This window comes from Paenibacillus sp. Marseille-Q4541, from assembly GCF_018310695.1.
GTDB lineage: Bacteria > Bacillota > Bacilli > Paenibacillales > Paenibacillaceae > Paenibacillus.
On the sequence record NZ_JAGXCY010000006.1, the window covers coordinates 1 to 22396 of the forward strand.

General features: G+C 43.6%; 23 protein-coding genes. 20 read left to right on the forward strand and 3 right to left on the reverse strand.

Annotated elements, in window-relative coordinates:
* The first annotated feature begins 145 nt into the window (after nt 1-145).
* The 8 genes from KFT32_RS09085 to htpG all read left to right on the forward strand — a co-directional run bounded on the left by KFT32_RS09085 (nt 146) and on the right by htpG (nt 12023).
* Nucleotides 146-1390, forward strand: coding sequence for an ABC transporter substrate-binding protein (locus KFT32_RS09085; RefSeq protein ID WP_211746842.1), 1245 nt, complete (start codon nt 146-148; stop codon nt 1388-1390).
* A gap of 121 nt (nt 1391-1511) precedes the next feature.
* Nucleotides 1512-2453 (forward strand): carbohydrate ABC transporter permease, encoded by a 942-nt coding sequence (locus KFT32_RS09090; RefSeq protein WP_211746843.1) that lies wholly within the window; start codon nt 1512-1514, stop codon nt 2451-2453.
* On the forward strand, nt 2450-3271 hold the full coding sequence (locus tag KFT32_RS09095) for a carbohydrate ABC transporter permease (RefSeq protein WP_211746844.1): 822 nt from the start codon (nt 2450-2452) through the stop codon (nt 3269-3271). Before KFT32_RS09090 ends, KFT32_RS09095 begins: the two co-directional genes overlap by 4 nt.
* A 33-nt stretch (nt 3272-3304) precedes the next feature.
* A complete protein-coding gene (locus KFT32_RS09100) occupies nt 3305-6385 on the forward strand; it encodes a glycoside hydrolase family 2 TIM barrel-domain containing protein (protein WP_211746845.1) in 3081 nt (1026 codons plus the stop codon).
* 11 nt (nt 6386-6396) lie between these two features.
* Nucleotides 6397-8100: an amylo-alpha-1,6-glucosidase gene (locus KFT32_RS09105; protein WP_349304886.1), complete on the forward strand. Its 1704-nt coding sequence runs from the start codon at nt 6397-6399 to the stop codon at nt 8098-8100.
* Nucleotides 8097-8975, forward strand: coding sequence for a DMT family transporter (locus tag KFT32_RS09110; protein ID WP_211746846.1), 879 nt, complete (start codon nt 8097-8099; stop codon nt 8973-8975). The genes KFT32_RS09105 and KFT32_RS09110 overlap by 4 nt, the downstream gene beginning before the upstream one ends.
* A gap of 1 nt (nt 8976) precedes the next feature.
* On the forward strand, nt 8977-9969 hold the full coding sequence (locus KFT32_RS09115) for a LacI family DNA-binding transcriptional regulator (protein ID WP_211746847.1): 993 nt from the start codon (nt 8977-8979) through the stop codon (nt 9967-9969).
* Nucleotides 9970-10136: 167 nt separating this feature from the next.
* Nucleotides 10137-12023, forward strand: a complete 1887-nt coding sequence (gene htpG, locus KFT32_RS09120; protein WP_211746848.1) for a molecular chaperone HtpG — start codon at nt 10137-10139, stop codon at nt 12021-12023.
* Between the two features lie 67 nt (nt 12024-12090).
* Here the strand turns inward: htpG and KFT32_RS09125 are convergent, their stop codons facing one another.
* The 3 genes from KFT32_RS09125 to KFT32_RS09135 form a co-directional block, all read right to left on the reverse strand.
* Nucleotides 12091-12354, reverse strand: coding sequence for a hypothetical protein (locus KFT32_RS09125; RefSeq protein ID WP_211746849.1), 264 nt, complete (start codon nt 12352-12354; stop codon nt 12091-12093).
* 82 nt (nt 12355-12436) lie between these two features.
* Entirely contained in the window at nt 12437-12664 is a 228-nt protein-coding gene (locus KFT32_RS09130) for a hypothetical protein (protein ID WP_211746850.1), read from the reverse strand.
* Between the two features lie 46 nt (nt 12665-12710).
* The gene (locus tag KFT32_RS09135; protein WP_211746851.1) at nt 12711-13043 is read right to left on the reverse strand and encodes a hypothetical protein; all 333 of its coding nucleotides are present in this window, start codon (nt 13041-13043) and stop codon (nt 12711-12713) included.
* A 290-nt stretch (nt 13044-13333) separates the two neighbouring features.
* Between KFT32_RS09135 and KFT32_RS09140 the strand changes: the two genes are divergently transcribed.
* The 12 genes from KFT32_RS09140 (at nt 13334) to KFT32_RS09195 (ending at nt 22250) form a co-directional block, all read left to right on the forward strand.
* A complete protein-coding gene (locus KFT32_RS09140) occupies nt 13334-14047 on the forward strand; it encodes a response regulator transcription factor (RefSeq protein WP_211746852.1) in 714 nt (237 codons plus the stop codon).
* Nucleotides 14048-14053: 6 nt separating this feature from the next.
* Nucleotides 14054-15274, forward strand: a complete 1221-nt coding sequence (locus tag KFT32_RS09145) for a sensor histidine kinase (RefSeq protein WP_211746853.1) — start codon at nt 14054-14056, stop codon at nt 15272-15274.
* 166 nt (nt 15275-15440) lie between these two features.
* The gene (locus KFT32_RS09150) at nt 15441-16715 is read left to right on the forward strand and encodes an ArnT family glycosyltransferase (RefSeq protein WP_211746855.1); all 1275 of its coding nucleotides are present in this window, start codon (nt 15441-15443) and stop codon (nt 16713-16715) included.
* On the forward strand, nt 16690-17442 hold the full coding sequence (locus tag KFT32_RS09155; protein WP_211746857.1) for a glycosyltransferase family 2 protein: 753 nt from the start codon (nt 16690-16692) through the stop codon (nt 17440-17442). The genes KFT32_RS09150 and KFT32_RS09155 overlap by 26 nt, the downstream gene beginning before the upstream one ends.
* The gene (locus KFT32_RS09160; RefSeq protein ID WP_211746859.1) at nt 17432-17905 is read left to right on the forward strand and encodes a DUF2304 domain-containing protein; all 474 of its coding nucleotides are present in this window, start codon (nt 17432-17434) and stop codon (nt 17903-17905) included. The genes KFT32_RS09155 and KFT32_RS09160 overlap by 11 nt, the downstream gene beginning before the upstream one ends.
* A 1-nt stretch (nt 17906) precedes the next feature.
* On the forward strand, nt 17907-18251 hold the full coding sequence (locus KFT32_RS09165) for an EamA family transporter (RefSeq protein ID WP_211746862.1): 345 nt from the start codon (nt 17907-17909) through the stop codon (nt 18249-18251).
* A gap of 200 nt (nt 18252-18451) precedes the next feature.
* Nucleotides 18452-19846: a protoporphyrinogen oxidase gene (gene hemG / locus KFT32_RS09170; RefSeq protein ID WP_211746873.1), complete on the forward strand. Its 1395-nt coding sequence runs from the start codon at nt 18452-18454 to the stop codon at nt 19844-19846.
* Between the two features lie 124 nt (nt 19847-19970).
* Nucleotides 19971-20138, forward strand: a complete 168-nt coding sequence (locus tag KFT32_RS09175) for a DUF3934 family protein (RefSeq protein WP_211746875.1) — start codon at nt 19971-19973, stop codon at nt 20136-20138.
* Between the two features lie 110 nt (nt 20139-20248).
* Nucleotides 20249-20467: a hypothetical protein gene (locus KFT32_RS09180; RefSeq protein WP_211746879.1), complete on the forward strand. Its 219-nt coding sequence runs from the start codon at nt 20249-20251 to the stop codon at nt 20465-20467.
* A 269-nt stretch (nt 20468-20736) separates the two neighbouring features.
* Nucleotides 20737-21276, forward strand: coding sequence for a hypothetical protein (locus tag KFT32_RS09185; protein WP_211746881.1), 540 nt, complete (start codon nt 20737-20739; stop codon nt 21274-21276).
* A 112-nt stretch (nt 21277-21388) separates the two neighbouring features.
* Nucleotides 21389-21550: a hypothetical protein gene (locus KFT32_RS09190; protein ID WP_211746882.1), complete on the forward strand. Its 162-nt coding sequence runs from the start codon at nt 21389-21391 to the stop codon at nt 21548-21550.
* Nucleotides 21551-21710: 160 nt separating this feature from the next.
* On the forward strand, nt 21711-22250 hold the full coding sequence (locus tag KFT32_RS09195; RefSeq protein ID WP_211746884.1) for a GNAT family N-acetyltransferase: 540 nt from the start codon (nt 21711-21713) through the stop codon (nt 22248-22250).
* The last annotated feature ends 146 nt before the right edge of the window (nt 22251-22396 follow it).

Genomic DNA, 22396 nt, shown 5'->3' on the forward strand with positions numbered 1-22396 from the left:
GTAAAATATGTTGACTTTTTACTAAGTTAAAAAATATAATAAATTACAACTTCTTCCTTGTGCTAACTTGCTCTATACACACCATGGTTCAGACTCGTCAGTTATCTATGATTTGGCAATCCAATACGATCAAGGGGTGCTTCTCATGCAAAAAACGAAGGGTAGGTCTATGTTTGTTCTCGCCATTCTATTTTCAGTATTTCTATCTGGATGCGGAGGGGGGACCACGGAATCAGTAGAAGGGGGAAAACAAACGGGGAAATCGGTCGTCCGGTTTGCTACATGGGACTCCGATGAGAATTTGACGCTTCAGCAGCAGTTGGTCGATGAATTTAATGCAGCTCATCCAGACATCAAAGTTAGCCTAGAGGCTTATGGTAGCGAATACGATACGAAGATTGCGGCCGGTATGGGAGCCAAAGACGCGCCGGATGTGATGTACATGTGGAATTATCCGACCTACAAAGATGCTCTGGAACCGCTAGATGCATACCTCGAGAAGGAAGGTGCCGAATTTAAAGAAAATTACTATGAAACACTGTGGAATTATAATACAGCGGATGGTCAAGTGTTAGGTCTTCCTGTTGGATATACGACGCATGTTGTTTATTACAACAAGGATTTATTTGACCAAGCGGGAGTTCCTTATCCTAAGAGCGGCTGGACATGGAATGATCTGCAGGAAACGGCTAAGAAGCTAAATAACCCGGCAGACAGCGTAAGCGGCTTTGCATTCTCGGGCACACCTGATCCGTATGATTTTGAAATGTTCTTATGGGGGAATGGAACGGCTTACGTTGATGATGCAGGCAGCTTACAAGGGAATGTGAACAGCGGCAAATCGATCGAAGTGTTGAGTATGTTCCAGAACATGCTGAAGGAAGGATATGCGATTACGACGGAAGGTTCTGGCGCAACAGAGATGAAATCAGGCAAAGTCGCGATGTTCACGAACGGAGCTTGGTCTATTGGGAGTTTGAAAGAAGCCGGGATTAATTTTGGTGTCGTCGAGTTGCCTTCTTTTAATAATGGAAGCGCTGTCAGTATTGTGTCTTCCTCCGGGATTTCGATGTCGAAGGACTCTAAGAGTAAAGAGGCTGCTTGGGAGTTCATTAAATTCTGGACGAATGATGAAGCGAATAAGGCACGTATTGATTACGAACTGCCTGTCCTAAAAAGTGTGGTCGAAAGTGAAAAGCTCCAGGAGGATGAAATCAAGAAAGTGTTCTATAGCATGCTGGAAAAAAGCGAAGGGTACACCCCAGCCTCATTTAAGGTCGAGAACTGGAGTGAAACAGCTGAAAGCCTTGGATTAGTGTTCGAGGAGATCTTTAATCCAAGCACGATGATGGACCCGAAAGCAGTACTGGATGAAATTGCACAGCAGTAGCGGTAGAGAGAAGGAGCGAGCAAAGGGGTGCCTAAGCCCCCTCTCTTTCTGACCGATGTATTGAATCATTAGTCTCCAAAAAAATTATAGTTTGATCAAGAGGTGTATCGGGAGGTTCGTTATGGAACATGCTGTCAAACGTCTTAAAAGAATTCGCAGATTGGAAAAATGGACTCCGTTTTTATTTATATCTCCGTGGATCGTAGGTGTACTGCTATTTACGATTGGGCCATTATGCGTTTCGTTAGTCATGAGTTTTTATGATTGGCCGGTAACTTCGGAACCTAAGTTTATTTGGTTTGACAACTATATCAAGATGTTTTCTGACGATCCTCAGTTCTATAAATCGATAGCAATCACTCTGAAATTTGCACTTTTCTATGTGCCGTTAAGCTTAATTACCTCATTGATACTTGCCATGCTGATCACCCAATCTGTCAAAGGGGTTAAGATCTTCCGTACCATTTTTTATTTGCCGGCCGTTGTGTCCGGCGTTGCGGTTTCAATTATCTGGGGTTGGATTTTTAACAGCAAGTACGGCATTTTGAACTATGCCTTGTCCTTGGTCGGTATCGAGGGTCCGAAGTGGTTGATCGATCCGAACAGCGCCATCATTACGATTGTTATCGCCAGCGCATGGGGAGTCGGAACGATGATGCTGATCTTCTATACGAACATCAAGAGCATTCCGCCGGATTTATACGAGTCTGCAGCGATTGACGGAGCAGGTCCCCTTCGCCAATTTATCAGCATCACGCTCCCGCTCATTACGCCGACTCTGTTCTTTAATTTAATTACGTCAACGATCTCTGCGATGCAGCAATTAACCCTTGTTCTACTATTAACAAGCGGTGGACCGCTCAAATCCACCTATTTCTACGGGTTGTTCGTGTACAACAATGCGTTTAAGCATCACAAGCTGGGATATGCCAGTGCGAATGCATGGTTCATGTTCATCATCATTCTGCTATTGACGGCGCTTATTTTCAAATCTTCCTCCGCTTGGGTCTTTTACGAGAATGAAGTGAAGAGTGAACGGAAAAAAGGAGGGAAAAAGAAATGAAAATGTCGATATGGCATAAAGTCGTTGTTTATATCCTACTAATCGGATTCGCAATCTACTTCCTTTTTCCTTTTGTATGGATTGTACTTACGGCTTTAAAGACAGATGCTGAAGTGAATCAATATCCTCCGACCTTTTTTCCAAGTGAGTTGCAATTCGTTAATTTCATCAATGCATGGAAAGCTCAGCCTTTTGGACTGTATCTGGTGAATTCCGTCGCGATTACTGTCCTAACAACCCTTGGTTCTGTGCTCTCTTGTTCGTTAATTGCGTTTGGTTTCGCCAGGTACGATTTCAAGTTCAAGAACGGACTTTTCATCTTACTACTTGCCACGATGATGATTCCTTGGGATGTGACAATGATTCCGTTATACATGCAGTTCAATTTATTTGGGTGGATTAATACACTAAAACCGCTTATTGTGCCTTCTTTTTTTGGATCAGCGTACTTCATTTTTTTACTGCGGCAGTTTCTGATGAATGTACCGAAGGATTTGGAACATGCGGCCAAAATTGATGGAGCGAACGATTTCCAAACCTATTGGAAAATCTTCGTGCCGATTATGAAGGCCCCGCTGACGCTGATTGCTGTCCTGAACATGTTGTCTGTATGGAATGACTATTTAGGACCGCTTATTTTCCTACAGGATCGATCTAAGTATACATTGGCGCTGGGTCTTGCATCGTTCAAGGGAGTCCATGAACTGCAGATTCTTCCGATCATGGCGATTACGATTCTCATGATTATCCCGCCGATAATCGGGTTTTTATATGCACAAAAATATATTGTTGAAGGCATCAGTGGTGCCATCAAATAACTTCTTAGAATGGTAGTGGGGAGGACTTATACAATGAAAAGAACATATAAACGATGGGAAGATATTCACCTTTCACACATCAATCGTAAAGACGCAGCTGCTAGCTTTCACAGATACAGCTCAAAAGAACAGGCTTTATCTATGGATAAAAGCTACAGTGTTGGCTATCAGAGCCTCGACGGACCGTGGCAATTTCTTTATCTGGAAGCACCGGAATTGTCGCCTGCACATTTTTATCATGAGGACTATGATACAAGTAGCTGGGAAGAAATAGCCGTGCCATCCTGCTGGCAGATGAAAGGGTACGGGAAGATGAGTTATACCGATCTATATTACATGTTTCCGATCAACCCGCCTTTTGTCCCAACAGATAATCCTACAGGGATTTATAAACGGTCATTTCGGCTAAATGAGCTGACGCCGGGCTACCGGGAAATATTGAAATTTAATGGAGTGGACAGCGCTTTTGACCTATGGGTAAACGGGGAATTTGTGGGTTACAGCAAGGTAAGTCGTCTTCCGTCCGAATTTGATATTACATCGTATGTGTCAGCCGGTGATAACCAAATTACGGTACGCGTGTATCAATGGTCTGATGGCACCTATTTGGAAGATCAAGATATGTGGTGGATGAGCGGTATATTCCGCAGCGTGGAGTTGTACCAGATGCCTGAAGCAGCGATAGAAGATTGCTACATCGAGACACATTTTGATAAGTCGTATCGAGACAGCGAACTGTTGGTACATGTGAAACTCAGCAATGTTTCGGTTTCTGAGAAAAATTTTGTTATCGCATGCGAGCTGCTGGATGATCAGGGAACCATCGTGAATCAATTCCGGCAGAAGGTCTCCGTCGCAGGGGAATCCCAATATAACGCCGAGCTCATGGAACATATTCATGCCCCTAAGCAATGGACGGCGGAAACGCCGAATCTGTATCAGCTACTGATTACGCTCTATGATGGTGAACAAATCACTGAAATCATTCCACTTCGCATCGGCTTCCGCATGATTGAAATCATAGACGGATGCATGACGGTCAATGGAAGAGCGATCATGTTAAACGGTGTTAATCGCCACGATCATGATCCAGTGGAAGGACGCACGGTTAGTGAGGCAAGCATGCTTCAGGACATCTTGTTGATGAAGCAGCATAATATTAATGCCGTCCGTACTTCGCACTATCCGAACAACGAAGTATTTTATGATTTGTGTGATCAATACGGATTGTATGTCATTGATGAAGCAGACCTGGAATGCCACGGTTTTGAGCTGACAGGCAATTTTGATTGGCTGGCGGATAATCAGCTGTGGGAGCAATCTTTCGTTGACCGGGCGGAACGAATGGTGCTGCGTGATCGGAATCATCCATCTATTATTATGTGGTCACTTGGCAACGAGTCCAGCTTTGGCAGCAACTTTGCGGCCATGTACCATGCGTGCAAACGACTCGATGATACTCGGCTTGTTCATTATGAGGGTGACCCTAAAGCCGTTGCGAGTGACGTTTATTCTACGATGTATACTCGGCTAGAGGCGCTTAAGGAGATCGGGCGGAATGAGGAGGGCAAGAAACCCCACATTTTGTGCGAATACGGCCATGCTATGGGCAATGGTCCTGGAGGATTAAAGGAGTACCAAGAGGTGTTCCGGCAATATAAGCGGCTTCAGGGCGGCTTCATCTGGGAATGGTGCGACCATGGAATCCTACAGCATGATGAAGATGGAAATACATATTACGCCTACGGCGGGGATTTTGGAGATGAGCCAACGAACGGAAACTTCTGCATTGATGGCTTAGTATTTCCTGATCGTACACCTTCACCTGCGCTGTTGGAATACAAGAAGATAATTGAGCCAGTGAAAACCTATGTTGTCGATTTGGCGGACGGATTAATAGAGGTTGAGAACGTTTATGATTTCGTTGATCTATCGCATTTATTAATGAAATGGAAGATTGTATATGATGATCAGGTGCTGATGCAGGGCAGCGAGGAGCTCGGCGATGTACGTCCAGATGAAAAAAGGAAGTTTAAGCTGCCATATACAGTTGAAGAGGTTCTACCGAATACCGATTATTACTTAGTTTTAGAGCATGTTTTGAAGGAAGATGCACCTTATGCTGATAAGGGATACGTCTGCGCTGGCGCACAGTTTAAGCTCCCGGAGTATCAAGAGGAATTGTCCCTGCGCACAACAACAGGATCGGTAAGTATTACGCAGGATGCAGTATACACGACGATCTCAAATGATCAGTTTGAAGCTGTATTCCATCATGTATACGGATATTTAGATCATTACCGCAGTAAGGGAATTGGCTTAATCGAGCGAGGTCCGCGGATGACGATGTGGCGAGCAACGATTGATAACGATATGTATAAAGTTGAGGATTGGAAACAGAAATATTTCTTACATCTATCCAGCGAACAATTGGCAAGCTTTGAAGTGAAAGACTGCGGTAGCTATGCGGAAGTGAAGATATCGACTTATTTTAGCGCACTGAACCAAGGTTTCGGCTTTGAGACGGTATATCTCTATAGGGTGTATGCGGACGGAACCATACATCTTCGTCTATCTGGCATTCCTGTCATTCGCTGCAAGGAAGTGCCTGCGATGTTGCCACGAATCGGCATCGAGCTTCATGTCTCTAAGGGACTTGAGCGGTTGACCTGGTACGGTAGAGGTTATGGAGAAAATTATATCGACAGCAAAGAAGCATCCCTTATGGGAGTGTACAGTGCAAATGTTGAAGATCTTCATACACCGTATGTTTATCCACAAGAGAACGGAAATCGTACAGATGTGAAGTGGTTCAGTATGTCTGGTGATGAGACATCGCTTATGTTCAAGACAAATCAAGGCTGCGAAATGACTGTACATGATTACAAGGCGGAAGCACTCGAGCGGGCGAAACATCGACATGAGATCGAGAAGGCACCTTATCAGGTCATTCATATGGATTACATGCAATCAGGATTAGGAAGCAATAGTTGCGGCCAAGAACAGCTTCCAGCATATAAACTGGGGCTCCAGCCTTTTGAACTTGATGTGGAGTGGTCAGTGATTACCCAAGGTACGGAAATGATGGCAAGTAAGATTCGCTACGAAGAATAGGGGTGAGGAAAGTGTCTTTGGATATTTCGAACATACCATTCAGTCGATATGGTTCTTACTTTGCTTTTTCCATAGATAGAACCACAAATGAACTGGTGCTGCGAGATTTGCATGGGGGGGATGAAGCCCCGAGCATAATCTTCTCGTTGCAGCTGATGAAGGGCGGCTTGCCCGTTAGCTACGATCTTGAGGTGACAGAGACAAGGCTTCGTATCGTTCATCGTCATAATCATTCAGCGTACGCTGAACTTTGCATCAGCGATGAAAACATTATTCGCGGTCAGTTAGTAGGGGTATCGCTCCAACTGATTGCTACAAAATCCCGTTATGACAGCCTTATGCCTTATGGCCCGAATCAGTGGGAATATCATTTGTATTCCAAAGAGATTAAGCTGATGTTCAGCTTGCTGGATGGAGAAGCAGATATTCGCGCACCATGGAAAGTAGTGGGTAATGAGGGGATTGAGATCACTCTTAATCATAACGATGGGGAGTGTAATTTCGCCATTGAGAGTTATAAGACGATATGGCCAAAAACAACATATGACGATTACGCGCAGGCATGTCAGCGAGTTGAGCGCGAGTATGAGCGTTGGCTGCAGAATATGTCAAAAGTTTCGGAGCGATATGGGCCTTCGCGTAAGCTTGCCAGCTATATTACCTGGTCCTGTGTAGTTCATGCAGAAGGACAGCTTACTAACTATGCAATGTACATGTCGAAGAATTGGATGTTCAACATATGGAGCTGGGACAATTGTTTTAATGCGATGATGCTAAGCAGCAACTATCCGGAGCTGGCCATGGCTCAGTTGGATATCTTTATCACCCATCAAGATCATTCCGGAATATACGCGGACTTCATCAATGACAAGTTTTTGTCCTTTAACTGCTGCAAGCCGCCAATTCATGCATGGGCATTTAATAATATGAGGAAGCAGCATCCCTTTTTTAATGACCCGGTGGTTGTAGCTCGTGTATATGACAGCTTGAAGAGAGCGACCAATTATTGGCTAGAGCATCGGCGCACCGATACTTCTCGGCTGCCGGTTTACAATCACGGGAACGATTCGGGATGGGATAATGCGTCTATCTTCCATGATGGTATTCCTGTGGAGGCACCCGATTTGGCAGCACATTTAATACGGCAGATGGACTTACTTAGCAGCATGGCCACAGAACTGCAGCAGAAGGAAGAGGCAAGAGAGTGGAAGGATAAGGCTGATCAGTTATATGAACTTCTAATGGAGAGATTGTATTCAAATGGGCGTTTTGTTGCGAGATATGCACCAGAAGATCGCATCATTGAGCATCAAGATAGTTTGATCTTAATGATGCCGCTTGTGATCGGATATAGGCTGCCTCGAAATATTGCCGATGATCTTGCGAACACTCTTGCTAACAGATTCGAAACAACATACGGGTTGTGTACGGAAAGTCATGTTAGTCCGTTGTACAAGGAGAACGGTTATTGGCTCGGGCCGATCTGGGCGCCTGTAACCTATTTATTCATTGATGCACTCCGAGATAGTGGATATAATGAACTTGCAACTCGGCTAGCTTTCAAATTTATGGAACTTACGCTGGTCGGCGGTATGGCAGAGAACTTTGATCCTTTTAACGGAAAAGGCTTGGTTGATCCGGCCTTCACATGGACATCGAGTGTATTTCTCATGTTAGCCGAACAATTTACTATACCTCTGGAGGATCTTACATGAGAAAATATGCTGGTGAAATCGGTTTGCTCCTTGTAGCTGTCATCTGGGGCACTGGCTTTGTCGCCGGAGCAGTCTCATTAGAATCGTTGACACCGTATCAAGTGATGGCGATCCGATTCTTAATAGGAGCAAGCTTGATGTCGATTATTTTTATGAAGCATTTACGGATGCTGAATCGATCGGCAATTGGAGCTGGCATCGTGCTTGGCGTATTTCTTTTTCTTGCTTTTACGCTGCAGACCGTAGGTTTGCAGCATACGACTCCGTCAAAGAATGCTTTTTTAACTGCCGTCAACGTAGTGATCGTCCCCTTTATCGGTTATGTATTATATCGGAGAAAGCTGGATAAATACGGATTAATCGGTGCGGTACTCGCGGTCATTGGCGTGGGGGTACTATCTATTGAAATGAATCTTAGCTTGAATTATGGAGATGCGTTAACCCTGCTTTGTGCGGTCTGCTTTGCATTTCATATCTTTTTCACATGTGAATACGTCAAAAAGCATTCTCCGATCGGGCTTACGATTGTCCAGATGATTACTGCATTTGTGTTATCTTTCATCGTTGTTCTGTTTCAAGGAGAATTACTCCAAGTTAACATGGACAGCAAGGGGCTGCTCGCAGCAGCTTATCTAGGCATTTTCAGCACTACGATTGCTTTCTTGCTACAGACGATAGCACAAAAGTATACAACGGAAACGAAGGCAGCTATTATTTTGTCAACGGAAGCGCTGTTCGGTACCCTGTTTTCTGTTCTTATTCTGAATGAGGTGCTTACGGCACGTATGGTACTCGGCAGTGTTATCATCCTCATTGCGATTATTATGGCGGAAACGAAGCTGAACTTTATACCAAATAAGATGAGTAGGCGGTAGAATGGCGACAATTAAAGAAATTGCGGATATAGCCAATGTGTCCATTGCGACAGTGTCTAGGGTGTTAAATTATGATGATACATTGAACGTCACCGATGAGACGAGACAGCGAGTCTTTGAGGCGGCAGAACAATTGTCTTATCACATCTCGAGCAAGAAAAGACGAAAACGGAAGTTTAAGATTGGCCTTTATTATTCCTATTCGCTAGAAGAGGAATTGAATGATACATACTATCTTTCGATTCGTGTCGCTCTAGAGAAGAAGCTTGAGTCAGAAGGGCTTAAGATGCAGCGCATCCGAAGCGGAGATCATGCGGATCAGCTTCGGGCGATTGACGGCATTATTTGTCTCGGATTTTTTGTACGAGAAGATATAGAGCGCATTGCTAGTTTCCAGAAGCCCGTCGTATTTATCGATTCTTCACCGGACGATGATCTATTCGATTCGGTTGTTATTGATTTTCATAAGGCGACGAAGAAAGTATTGAACTATCTTTTGGAGCTTGGTCATACGAAGATTGGTTTTATCGGCGGTGTGGATACGGATAAGCATGGCAATCATTATTATGATTTGCGTCAGGAAGTATTTGAGAATTATTTGAAGAGCAAGGATTTGTATTGTGAGGACTATATTAAGATCGGAGGCTATAATCCAAAGGACGGATACTTGCTTTTGAAGCAGCTACTGGAACTGGAGGAGAAGCCAACGGCCGTATTTGTTGCGAATGACACGATTGCGGTTGGATTATACAAAGCATGTTCTGAACTGGGTTACCGTATACCTGAGGATATTAGTGTTGTCGGATTTAATGATATATCAGCTGCTCAGTTCATGGTGCCACCGCTGACGACGATCCGGCTCAATACGGAATTTATGGGAGAGACAGCGGTCTCTCTCTTGCAGGAACGTCTCATTAATGAGAGGGAAATGTGTTTAAAAGTTACGATCCCGACGAAGCTTATTATTCGGGAGAGCGCGATAGAGATTGAATGAACAGATCGAGGACTGCTTGCAGTCTTCGATTTTTTTCTAAGCTATCTTCTGCAGAGGTAGGAGAAACTTGACATCAAAAAATGGAATATGGTATATAAAAGGGAGAGTTAGCACTCTGCCTATTAGAGTGCTAAAAAATAGGTTGAAGAGTAGAAGGGAGACTATTCATGACAACGAAACAATTCCAAGCGGAATCCAAGCGTTTGCTTGAGATGATGATTAACTCCATTTACACCCAGAAGGAAATTTTTTTACGGGAACTGATTTCTAACGCTAGTGATGCGATTGATAAAATGTACTATAAGGCTTTGGTAGAGGATCAACTTACGTTCCAATCTGAAGACTACTTTATTAAAATTACAGCAGACAAAGAAAACCGCACATTAACCATTTCCGATACAGGAATCGGGATGACACAAGAAGATCTGGAGAACAACCTCGGGATTATCGCGAACAGCGGTTCTTTTGCATTCAAGAATGAGAATGAACTGAAGGACGGACACAACATTATTGGTCAGTTCGGGGTAGGTTTTTATTCTGCATTCATGGTTGCCGACGAGATTACTGTCATTACCAAAGCATGGGGAAGCGAGCAAGCTTACAAGTGGGAGTCCAAAGGTGCAGATGGATACACCATTGAAACGGCTGAGAAAGACAGTGTAGGTACGGATATTATTCTTCATATTCGTGAGAACACCGAAGAAGATTCTTATGATGAGTACTTGGAAGAGTACCGTCTCAGAACCATCATCAAGAAGTATTCTGATTTCATTCGCTATCCGATCAAGATGGATGTGAAGACACAGAAACCGAAAGAAGATGCAGAGAACGAGTTTGAAGAAGTGACGGAAGAGCAAACCGTCAACAGTATGGTGCCAATCTGGCGTAAAAATAAAAACGAGCTCACTAATGAAGATTATGAGAATTTTTATTTTGAAAAACGTTACGGTTTCGACAAACCACTGAAACACTTTCATATTAGTGCGGACGGTGCGGTTGTATATAACGCGATTCTCTTTATTCCAGAGAAAACACCATTTGATTACTACACGAAAGAGTATGAAAAAGGTCTTGAACTTTACTCCAACGGGGTTCTGATCATGGACAAGTGTGGTGACCTGCTGCCGGATTATTTCAGCTTCGTGAAAGGGATGGTAGACTCCGAGGATCTATCACTCAATATTTCTCGTGAGCTATTGCAACATGATCGTCAGCTGAAACTGATTGCGAAGAACATCAAAAATAAAGTGAAATCTGCGCTGCAATCCATGCTTAAAGATGAGCGCGACAATTACGAGAAGTTCTATGAATCCTTTGGTAGACAGCTGAAATTCGGCGTATATAACGATTACGGTATGAATAAGGGCGACATTCAAGATCTGCTGCTGTTCTACTCTTCCAAAGAGAAGAAGCTTGTGAGCTTGGCTGAATACGTATCCCGTATGCCGGAAGATCAGAAATATATTTACTACGCTACAGGCGAGTCCGTAGAGCGTATTGATCGTTTACCGCAAACGGAACTAGTTGCAGATAAAGGCTATGAAATTCTTTACTTCACGGACGATGTGGATGAGTTCGCAATCAAGATGCTGATGAACTATCAGGAGAAAGAATTCCGTTCCGTATCGAGCGGTGATCTTGGATTTGAAGCGGATGCGAATGAGCAGGAAGCGGAAGCGAAGGAAACCGAGAACAAAGAATTGTTCGAGCAAATGCAGGAGCTACTTGGCGGTAAAGTGAAAAAAGTTAAAGCCTCTAAACGTTTGAAATCACATCCGGTCTGCTTGTCTGCTGATGGCGAGATTACGATTGAGATGGAAAAAGTGCTGAATGCGATGCCGAATGCCGATGGACAGCAAGTCAAAGCTGACAAAGTGCTCGAAATCAATGCGAACCATGAAGTGTTTAACTCACTTAAGCAAGCATTTGAGAATGACAAAGATAAATTCGCTGTGTACACTAGCGTATTGTACAATCAGGCACTCTTAATTGAAGGCTTACAGGTTGAAGATCCTGTAGCATTCACGAATGATATTTGCAAAATCATGGCGTAAATCAAGTATACAAAAAGCCCTTCCTTATATAAGGAAGGGCTTTTCAGCTTTATCATGAATTAATGATTCATGATAAAGAGGTCGTGATCGTGATGATGAATATAATGAGATAGATTGCTAATACAATAGCCATCCAAAGTAATGATGCTTTGGCATAATTGGCTTTACTGGGATTGGTATTATTTCCAAAACCCCAAACAAATAAAAGAATGATATTCACAATGGGTATTGCTAAAAGGAAAATGGTAAGCATCCAACTTTTGACGCTAACTACGGGAGCCCCTGGGGCCTTCTCTGTCTCTGATTTATAGTACGAATCGTTGCTCTGCAATGCTCTCGACCTCCTGTCATATGTAATTTATATATTTATTTACGAAAGATGATGATTACGAATTGAGAATAGTTAAGTATAGTTAATTGAGCTTCAAGTTTAGATCTCCAGATGGAGTGTGGAATACAAGATGGTTTTTATCTTTCCATTCTAAATCGTCCATTCCGATCACATCTTCAGCAGAGTCGTAAGTGCCATGATCCATATAACTATACCTGCTCAGTTCTTTTAACAGCAGTCCTCCAAGTAATGACTGGTAGAAGTCATAAGAATATATAGATTCTCCTAAAGTGGTTACAGTGTATTTCATTGACTCTCCTCCTGTGGATTATTCATTCTACAGCTTATATGTAGAGCTAATATTGACTTGTATCCAACGTTGCGAACCCATAGAGTAGGAAAGTAAACATAACGACAAAGATAGCAGCAGGTATAAGAAATAAGAGTAAAATGAATCGCTTCCCCATAATTACAGCGATAAAGTAGAGCAGAAGGTTAATGAGCATTAGACAAGCAGCAAAGGTTCCCCAACCAAAAATCGGAATGCCTAAAAAATACAATAAGCAGATAATCGCATCCGTGATGAAAAGTCCAAGAAGGAGCCGATCAGCTGTAACTCTCTTGGGATATGGGTCTTCTTTCAGAACCGTTTTTGCGGATAAATACTCTAGATGATCTCGTTCGTTCATATCTTCATTCCTCCAGAGATAGCAAATAACATCTACTTTAAAAATATAAACAATCCATAACATGTATTGGTTGCAATGAAGTTGTATATCAGAATAGCAGAGACGCTTGTCCCTGAACTCTCCTTATTAAGTATAAAAAGCGTAGGAATACTCATTCTAAGGTGAATCGTTATAATGAATTTAAGCGAATGTTAAGAATTTTACGACCGTAATGTTAAGGGTTTAGGTATATCATTAAATACATAAGAGAAATTGTGGATTTTACAATATCAAAGAGGTGTGAACGCATTATGTCAAGAGAAGCTATCTTACTTGTTGATGATGAGAAAGAGATTATTGAACTGATTGAAATCTATTTAAAGAATGAAGGATACGTTCTATATAAGGCATCCAATGGCTTGGAAGCTCTCGAAATCTTACGCTGTTCCCCGGTGGACCTGATTATTCTTGATGTCATGATGCCCCAAATGGACGGAATTCAAGCATGCATGAAAATTCGTGAGAAGAACAACACACCTATCATTATGTTGTCCGCAAAAAGTCAGGATATCGATAAAATTTCAGGCCTGAGTATCGGTGCTGACGATTATGTCACGAAGCCGTTCAATCCGCTCGAACTAGTGGCCCGGGTCAAATCGCAGCTGCGTCGGTACAAGCTGTTGAATAACAATAACAACAGTGTTTCGGCCGAAAATCAGATCGTAATTGATGATCTTATGATTAATACTGCCACCCATACGGTGATGATCGGCGATCAAGAGGTAAAGCTGACACCCCGCGAATTTGATATTTTAAAGCTTTTGGCTGTCAATCAAGGGATCGTATTGAGCATGGACAAAATATACGAGGAAGTTTGGAATGAGCCATTCATGGAATCGAAAAACACGGTTATGGTTCATATTCGCAAGCTCCGCGAAAAGATCGAGAAGGATACCCAGCATCCCCAGTACATTAAAACCGTTTGGGGGATTGGTTACAAAATGAAATCGGCCAAGGAGGTGTAGTGGATCATGAACACTAAGGTATACATCAGTATTCGCTGGAAATTTCTCGTCGTATTCCTTGGATGCATGGCGCTTACGCTGCTGTTCGTGCTGCTAGGAGGTCTGCTAGCTTCTTATGTGATCAAGCTTCCGCCATATAATATGCCCCTCGCCTGGATCATCAACCATATTGGATCTCAAAACACCATCATCATAGTTGGCCCGGCTTTTTTTCTTTTATCCTATATGGTTGCAACCCGGCCACTTGTTGATCGTGCCAAGGAGCTTGCGAGCGCTTTGGAGGAGATGGCCGATGGAAAGCTACAAAAAACCGCTAAAGTAAAAGCAGCCGATGAACTCGGTACAATCGCGGAAAACATGAACAACTTGTCAGAGCAAATTCATACGTATTTAGAGGAAATCAATGGTGGGCTTGCGAAGATCGCCAAGGGGAATTTCGACCATCAGATTCCGGTTAGGGAAAACCATGAGCTTGGCAGGATTGCGGAAAGCATCAACGCGATGAGTGAGCAGCTGAACCGTTCTATTCAAGAGGAGCGAAATGCGGAGAAAACGAAAAATGATCTGATTACCGGGGTTTCCCACGACCTTCGGACCCCTCTCACTTCCATTCTCGGATTTCTAGAAATCATTGATAAAGACCGTTACACGAGCGAAGTAGAGCTTCGCTATTACATGAATATCGCCTATGAAAAGTCGCTGAGTCTTAAAAAATTAATTGATGATCTATTTGAATACACACGTATCAATAACGGTATGCCCCTAAACTTACGGGAACTGGATTTGACAGGGTTAATTGAGCAACTGGTTGAGGAGTTCGTTCCGAGTCTTGAGCAGGCGAATATGACCATTAGGACCCACGTACCCGATCAGCCGATGCTGATTAAGGCGGATGGAGACCAACTGGTTCGGGCCTACGAAAACCTCATCTCCAATAGCATTAAATACGCAAGCAGTGGCAAATATATCGACATTTACATCGAAAAAGACGATAGGTATGTTATTGTGCGGATTTGCAATTATGGGGAACCGATACCGAAGAGGGACCTTCCGTATATTTTTGAACGTTTTTACCGCGTAGAACAATCCCGTTCCAAAGCTACGGGTGGCACTGGACTTGGACTTGCCATCACGAAGAGTATCTTCGAAGTGCACGGAGGACAAATCTCCGTGGATAGCTCATCCAGTCAGACCGTTTTTGAGACGAGATTACCTATGAAGATATAAAAGGAACCGAATGTAATAGAATGCACTGAAAAACTTAAGGGTTTATTAAGCATTTGGATAAGAACAGTTAAGAAGTCTCCTGTAGTCTTGATATGCAAGAGGACGTCAAGTAAAGGCTAATCCGCCGTCTCTGACATATCACTTCAGGAAGGAGCAAGACACAATAATGAACACAATTGCGTCTAAGATACTTACACATAAAAAAACACTGCTCATTACGATGATCGTATTGATCTTTGCACTTGCTACTTTTTTGCGGCTCGATTTTCTCGTTTCAGTCAATCATAAAGTATCGCATGACACTGTGAATTACGACATCATGGTGCGTCAGCTGCTTGAAGATGGAATCTACGCCTATAAGAATACCGAGCCAAACGCCCAGGTTACGCCCGGATATCCGCTCTTTATGGCGGCAGTTTATAAAATGGTCGATTATCAAAATAATGACCCCTTTCCGTACATTCGTTATATTCAGGTCGGAATCAGTCTCGTTACCCTGGGGCTAATATACTCGACTGCCCGAAAACTCGCGGGCCAAACGGTTTCGATGATCGTGCTGCTCATATGCAGCGTATACCCACCGTTCATTTGGAGCAATGGCGCCGTTCTCACCGAAACACTAGCGTGCTTTTTTCTAATGCTTTATATCCGATTGCAGCTTTCTGCCTTCGATAAGAAAACGCGAACCCTCGCTTTGTTGAGCGGAGCAGCAATGGGGCTGCTAGTGCTGACACGTCCGGAATTTCTAATCCTGATTGCACCGGTATATGTGTTTTATTTTTTCTGGAAAAAGAATTTCAAGCTCACGCTGAAGCTACTTTTGTTCACGTGTATTGGTACGGGGATTGTCCTCTCGCCTTGGGTGATCCGCAACATGGTGACTCTGAACGAGGTCGTGATTGCCTCTACACAGGTTAATCCATTTCATGCCGGTACCTACCCAGATAAAAACTACGATGACGGCCTCGTCGACCGCCAAGGCAAAACCCAAATGGAAGTCGCAAAAGAACGGCTGAAGGTCGGCTTTACAGAGCATACATGGACGTTTGTAAAATGGTACACCGTTGGCAAGCTAAAATACATCTATTCGAATATGTACTTTGGTAGCGGCCATAACCCGATATACACGGTGCTCCCAAGTCCGCTGGGCAGCCTGCTTCATATGGGACTTGTATACTTTTGTCCGCTGGCCCTGATTGGTGCCATCCGAAAGTGGAGAAAACCTTTGACGCTGCTCACGCTGATTTTGGTAGTTATGACGGTAACTCGATTAGCTTTTGTACCGGAATACCGATATAACTATACGACCATGCCACTCATCATCATGCTGGACACGATTATAGGTGTCGCTATGATACGTTGGTTCTGGAATAAATATGTAAAGGCCTCACATTCACAGAAAGGAGCTGTTATCTATGACGGATCAACCGATCCTTCCTAATTGTTCGCTCAAAGTGCTTGTCATCGTCCCTGCTTATAACGAGGCGGAAGGCATTGGACAAGTGATTCGTCAGATTCGTCAGGACGCACCTTATGTGGACGTGCTTGTCATTAACGACGGATCGAACGACGACACAGGCCGGATTGCCTGTGCTGCCGGTGCGAGCGTCATCGACCTGACTTGCAATCTGGGCATCGGCGGTGCAGTGCAAACCGGTTACCGTTATGCGGCAGAACATCACTATGACTACGCTGTGCAGATTGATGGAGATGGACAGCACAATCCGAGGGATCTAAATCAGCTTATGGACGCTATGCTCGAGACTGGTGCTGATATGGTCATCGGTTCTCGTTTCATTAATAAGGAAGGATTTCAGTCGACCTTTGCCCGTAAAATGGGTATCGGTCTGCTGTCCGCCCTCTTGACCAAGCTCACTGGACAGGTCGTTACCGACCCAACCTCGGGCTACCGCTTCTGCGGAAAACGAGCAATTTCCCTGTTCGCCCGTGAGTATCCGACCGACTATCCCGAAGTGGAAGCATTGATGCTGATGTATAACCGGGAGCTGTCTTTTACAGAAGTTCCTGTCGTAATGAATGAACGTCAAGGCGGCGTATCGAGCATATCGGCGATGAAATCCGTGTACTACATGTCCAAGGTGATCCTGTCTGTCCTACTCATGAAAACCATGAAAAAGAGAGCGTGGGAAAATCGCTATGAAACTTAATATTTATTTCGTCAGCTTTTGTATCAGCGTAGCGTATGTCACCACAATCCTTTTTTTAATACGCAATCGAAAGTTAAAGGAACAGTACGCTCTGCTCTGGCTTCTAATGAGCGCAATCATGATGGTGTTATCCTTGTTTCCATCCCTTTTGGACGAGCTGGCGGTACGGATAGATATTTACTATGCCCCGTCGCTGCTTTATCTGCTAAGCGTCGTAGCTTTGCTGTTCATCCTGCTACACTTGACGATCGCGGTCTCATCACTTACGCACCGGGTCGTTGTGCTGACTCAAACGCTGGGGCTACAGGAAGATCGCATTCAACAGCTTGAAAGGCAGGTGGCAGAAAAAGCGGCAGAGGATTCTAAGCCGAATTTGAACCGCTCAACTAACCAAGTTTGCTTGCCATCTCTTGGTCATCCTGCTGCTGTACCTCAGGATCGGAGTAGAGAGGTGATTCGTTAATATGGCCTATTTCATCCTTTTTCTCAACATCATTCTTCTCGTCTCCGGCCAGCTCGTTTGGAAAATCGGACTGCAGCAGCAGGGCGGCATTCATCTCGGCAATTTGCTGTCTGTTCTGTTCTCACCAATGATCCTGCTTGGCATGATGTTTTATGGCTTGGCTACGGGACTGTGGTTTATCGTACTATCTAGGTTGCCGCTAAGCCTTGCCTATCCGCTTCAAAGTCTTGCTTACGCGATAGGGATCGTGGCAGCTTGGTACTTTTTCGGGGAAAGCGTACCCCTAAATCGCTGGATTGGAGTGGGAGTTATCGTAATGGGAGCGGTTATTATTGCCGCCAAATGACAGAGATATCATACTGTGATAGGACTAGTAGATATTTTTTCGATGTTCACTTTCAAAAGGATCTTCATTCTTATGAAGGTTCTTTCGTATGTTTTATCATAAGAATCAGCGAACCGGGTATGGTATACTTTTAGCATACTTTAACTGCATGATTACTTTATAGATGAACCATAGACTTGAGATATAGAAGGTGAACTTTTTTGAAGACAATAGCCGTGATCGGAGGCGGAATTACCGGATTATCCGCAGCGTATACGTTACAAAAAGAAATCCGGAACGGCGGGCTTTCAGCTCGTGTTGTTTTATTCGAAGCTGCCGAGCAGCTTGGCGGAAAAATTCGCACCGCACACGATGGCAATTTTACGATGGAGACGGGTGCAGATTCCGTGGTTACACGCAAACAGCAAATTTTTGATACGATTGAAGCCTTACAGCTCCAAGAACGCGTGGTATACAACGAAACGGGGACTTCATTTATCCATACGGATGGAGAGCTCAAGCAAATTCCAGAGGACGCGATGTTTGGGATTCCAATGAGCATAGAATCTCTTGCTAGTACGACACTGGTATCGGCAGAAGGGAAGGTAGCGGCGTTAAAAGATCTTTATACCCCGAATGAAACGTTTACGAAGCAGGACTCTTTGGGAGACTTTTTGGAGGCTTTCCTCGGCACTGAATTTGTGGAGAAGCAGATTGCTCCTGTTATTTCCGGCGTGTATTCTGGGGATATTCATGAACTGACGTTAGCCTCGACGATGCCTTATTTATTGGAATACAAGAACGAGTATGGAAGTTTGATCCGCGGGCTGGATGCACATCGGAGCAAGCTGAAGGGACCCAAAGAAGGTAAGAAGTTTCTATCCTTTGAAGGTGGGATGGCAGAGCTCATTCAAGCTTATGAACGGGAGCTGACCGAGGTAACGATACGAAAGAATACAGCTGTTACTAAAATAGAGCGGAATCAGCAGGAAGGAACCTACTCTATTTCAGTTCAGGAAGGAGAAGGCCTCACTGCGGATCAAGTCATTCTTGCGGTGCCGCATAAGGCTGCTCAGGACATGCTTCAGCAAGAACAATTGGATGCAGACATGGAGCAGCTGCTCAGTTCCTCCATGATCAGTATTTACCTTGGTTATGATGTTCCAGATGAGCGGCTTCCTGCGAACGGTACCGGTTTTATCACATCGGGGAATAGTGAGCTTGTCTGCAATGCCTGCACATGGACGAGCCGGAAGTGGAAGCATACTTCGAAGCATAGTCAGCTGCTCGTCAGACTCTTTTACAAAAGCGCAAATCCAGCCTACGAACAGATGAAGGATATGTCTCAGGAAGAATTGCTGCAGGTGGCTTCGGAAGATGTGCGTAATAGTCTTGCTATAGAAGAGAATCCAATAACACATAATGTGAGAGTATGGCATGAAGATATGCCGAATTATCACCGGAAGCATCATGAGCTGGTCCATTCGCTGGAACAGAAAATGTCAGAGCACTTCCCGGGTATTCTTCTTGCAGGCTGCTCCTATTACGGTGTTGGTATCCCGGACTGCATTGCAAACGGAGAAAAGACAGCTTCCTTGGTTATAGAGCAGTTATAACACCTATGAATCATCACTAAGACGTGAGAAGCAGGGCGGTTGCTTTTCGCGTCTTTGCTGTACTTATGGCTGTTTTTCCTGTATAGTTCAGGCATAACCATAGGAATAGAGCTGGAGTGATTGGATGAGTAATGCAAAGGGCAAGGGTGGAACAGGACGAGGCACTGGGAAAAAAGGATGGAATCGCTGGCAAGCGGGTGAACGCCGGGCCAACAATAAGCCTAAACCTTATAAGAGTAAAGGTACGAATAAAGCAGATAATAGTGAAGGCGGCTCAGCTGGCAATCGCTAATTCCAAATACAGAAGGTCGGTTCTGATAACAACAGGGCCGGCTTTTTTTATGGGATCAGGTTGTAAAAGTGCCATTCTTATTTCCTTTGTAGTAAAAGGAGGAATAAGCTATGGAAAACTTAAACCTGGAGGAAGTTGTATATTTGGTTACGAATATAGGATTTCCGATGGCAGTGTGTGTTATTTTGCTTCGTTATGTATTGCAGACGATAGGTTCACGTCTTGATAAGCTAGATAACTCTATATCTAAATTAAACCGGAGTATCCGGGAACTCGATACGGAAGCGAAGACGACGAATGCAAGTTCTGAAAGGAAGAAAGCTGAGTGAAATTGCCATTTACTGTAGCTTGTAAAGAGAGAAAATGTAAAGCCCTAGGTGGTGTGAAGCTGGTGTGCTGATCTTGTGAATTTTACCGAGATCACTAATCGGGTTCAGCATTTGCGGTTCAGCACAGGCGCAGGGCGAGGATGAAATGATAAGTATGAAAGTGAATATGCTTAAGATAAATAAATGATGATGTTTCATCAGAATTCCCCGCTTTTTTTAACTTATCCTGCCAATAATAATTCATTTCTATACCATGTAAGGGAGTTAATATGAGAAAACAAACCATACGAAAGATAGGCACTACAGTAGGTTTGCTCCTCTGTGTATCATTTATTACTGCTTGCGACAAGGAAGCGACGAATGGAACGAGAGAGGTAGTCCCTGTGCAATCCAAAATAGTATACAAGTTAGCAGAAAGCTCGAAGAATGAACCAGATGTTGCCGAGCTGGATGATGTAGAAGAGTACAATGCTAAGCTCAGTACCATCGTTTATTCTCATATGAAACAGGAAGGTAAAGAGTTTATTGAAACTGCTGAGTTTACCAATCATCCTGGACAGAAAATATCCGTGAACTTGCAATTGCCGGAAGAGGCCAAACAGGCATTTTTAGAGCCGAGCCTATCCATTATTGCGAGCAAGGCAAAGACAACGGTATATGAGGTGAAATTTACGGCGAATGAAGCTTTTTTCAAAGATAGGCCAAACGCGGAAGTTTTTTATGAACTTAAGTGGGAACAACTTGCTGGAGATCGGATGTATACGATTATTTCAACGAAAAGCTCCATAAACACAGACGAAATTTTCTGAATAATTATTCCTCATAATTTGTAAAAAAAGATAATCTCCGTTTCGAATTCCGCAAGAAGGGTAAAATTCAAGCAAGAAGATAACCATATCCTTTAGTAGGAGGCGAAAGATCATGTCTAAAAAAAGAGGTTTGTTTATGACAGCAGTCGGTGCCGGAGTAACGTATTTAATGAGAAATAAAAGCGCACGTGATAAAGTGTTCCATACCGTTTCAGGTATGATGAAAAACTCACGTTCTTCTCACAGTAGCAAGAAGGCGCCGCGTGTAGAATAAGCAATCGGAAGCAGTAAATATAACAGCTCGGCCACAATTGTGGTTCGGGCTATTTATTTGCCGTTTCGGCATGGCTGGATATGCTTCACGTGTAGTGATAGACTGGTGTTAAATTATGTAGGAAAGAATGATGGAATAACAACATGAAGGAAGTGACCTTATGAGCAAGATTCAAACGAACGTATTTGAACAAATGTATGGAATTATGGAGGAAGCTTTTCCTCTGATTGAATATCGGACCTATGAAGGTCAAAAAGCTTTGCTCTCCAATTCCAGTTATCGCTTGCTTACGAAAGAGAATGAACAAGGGGACGTTATCGCTTTTTTAGCTGGCTGGGAGTTTGATGATTTCTGTTTTGTTGAGCATATTGCGGTGAAACCTTCGATTCGAGGCGGTGGACTGGGTAAGCAGCTGATGACTGATTTTATGCAGCTGGTAAATAAGCCTGTGGTACTTGAAGTTGAACCGCCTGAAGAAGAGGAAATGAAACAAAGAAGAATCGGATTCTATGAGCGGCTTGGATTCCATGTCAATTCGTATTCGTACGTTCAGCCTCCGCTAAGAGAGGGAGAACCCGATTTACCTTTGCTCATGATGAGTTATCCAAGTGCGCTGTCTGAAGAACAGTTTCAGTCCTGCCGGGAGACAATGTATGCGGAAGTATACCAAGTACCGGCAGATTATCCTTTTGGCAAGTAAACAATACATTCGGTAACGACATTTTCTTAACTAAAACCATTCCTAGTGCTTTCGCTAAAGGAGTGGTTTTTTATTTTTTTCCTTTTTTGGAATGGGAATTGTAATGTATTCTTCCTAATTTTAATCGCTCCTGAAATGGATATTCT

Bases quoted from the DNA above. Each gene is read 5' to 3' on its own strand.
- KFT32_RS09085 (WP_211746842.1), top strand. From the start codon at position 146: ATGCAAAAAACGAAGGGTAGGTCTATGTTTGTTCTCGCCATTCTATTT.
- KFT32_RS09090 (WP_211746843.1), top strand. From the start codon at position 1,512: ATGGAACATGCTGTCAAACGTCTTAAAAGAATTCGCAGATTGGAAAAA.
- KFT32_RS09095 (WP_211746844.1), top strand. From the start codon at position 2,450: ATGAAAATGTCGATATGGCATAAAGTCGTTGTTTATATCCTACTAATC.
- KFT32_RS09100 (WP_211746845.1), top strand. From the start codon at position 3,305: ATGAAAAGAACATATAAACGATGGGAAGATATTCACCTTTCACACATC.
- KFT32_RS09110 (WP_211746846.1), top strand. From the start codon at position 8,097: ATGAGAAAATATGCTGGTGAAATCGGTTTGCTCCTTGTAGCTGTCATC.
- KFT32_RS09115 (WP_211746847.1), top strand. From the start codon at position 8,977: ATGGCGACAATTAAAGAAATTGCGGATATAGCCAATGTGTCCATTGCG.
- htpG (WP_211746848.1), top strand. From the start codon at position 10,137: ATGACAACGAAACAATTCCAAGCGGAATCCAAGCGTTTGCTTGAGATG.
- KFT32_RS09130 (WP_211746850.1), bottom strand. From the start codon at position 12,664: ATGAAATACACTGTAACCACTTTAGGAGAATCTATATATTCTTATGAC.
- KFT32_RS09135 (WP_211746851.1), bottom strand. From the start codon at position 13,043: ATGAACGAACGAGATCATCTAGAGTATTTATCCGCAAAAACGGTTCTG.
- KFT32_RS09140 (WP_211746852.1), top strand. From the start codon at position 13,334: ATGTCAAGAGAAGCTATCTTACTTGTTGATGATGAGAAAGAGATTATT.
- KFT32_RS09145 (WP_211746853.1), top strand. From the start codon at position 14,054: ATGAACACTAAGGTATACATCAGTATTCGCTGGAAATTTCTCGTCGTA.
- KFT32_RS09150 (WP_211746855.1), top strand. From the start codon at position 15,441: ATGAACACAATTGCGTCTAAGATACTTACACATAAAAAAACACTGCTC.
- KFT32_RS09155 (WP_211746857.1), top strand. From the start codon at position 16,690: ATGACGGATCAACCGATCCTTCCTAATTGTTCGCTCAAAGTGCTTGTC.
- KFT32_RS09160 (WP_211746859.1), top strand. From the start codon at position 17,432: ATGAAACTTAATATTTATTTCGTCAGCTTTTGTATCAGCGTAGCGTAT.
- KFT32_RS09165 (WP_211746862.1), top strand. From the start codon at position 17,907: ATGGCCTATTTCATCCTTTTTCTCAACATCATTCTTCTCGTCTCCGGC.
- KFT32_RS09175 (WP_211746875.1), top strand. From the start codon at position 19,971: ATGAGTAATGCAAAGGGCAAGGGTGGAACAGGACGAGGCACTGGGAAA.
- KFT32_RS09180 (WP_211746879.1), top strand. From the start codon at position 20,249: ATGGAAAACTTAAACCTGGAGGAAGTTGTATATTTGGTTACGAATATA.
- KFT32_RS09185 (WP_211746881.1), top strand. From the start codon at position 20,737: ATGAGAAAACAAACCATACGAAAGATAGGCACTACAGTAGGTTTGCTC.
- KFT32_RS09190 (WP_211746882.1), top strand. From the start codon at position 21,389: ATGTCTAAAAAAAGAGGTTTGTTTATGACAGCAGTCGGTGCCGGAGTA.
- KFT32_RS09195 (WP_211746884.1), top strand. From the start codon at position 21,711: ATGAGCAAGATTCAAACGAACGTATTTGAACAAATGTATGGAATTATG.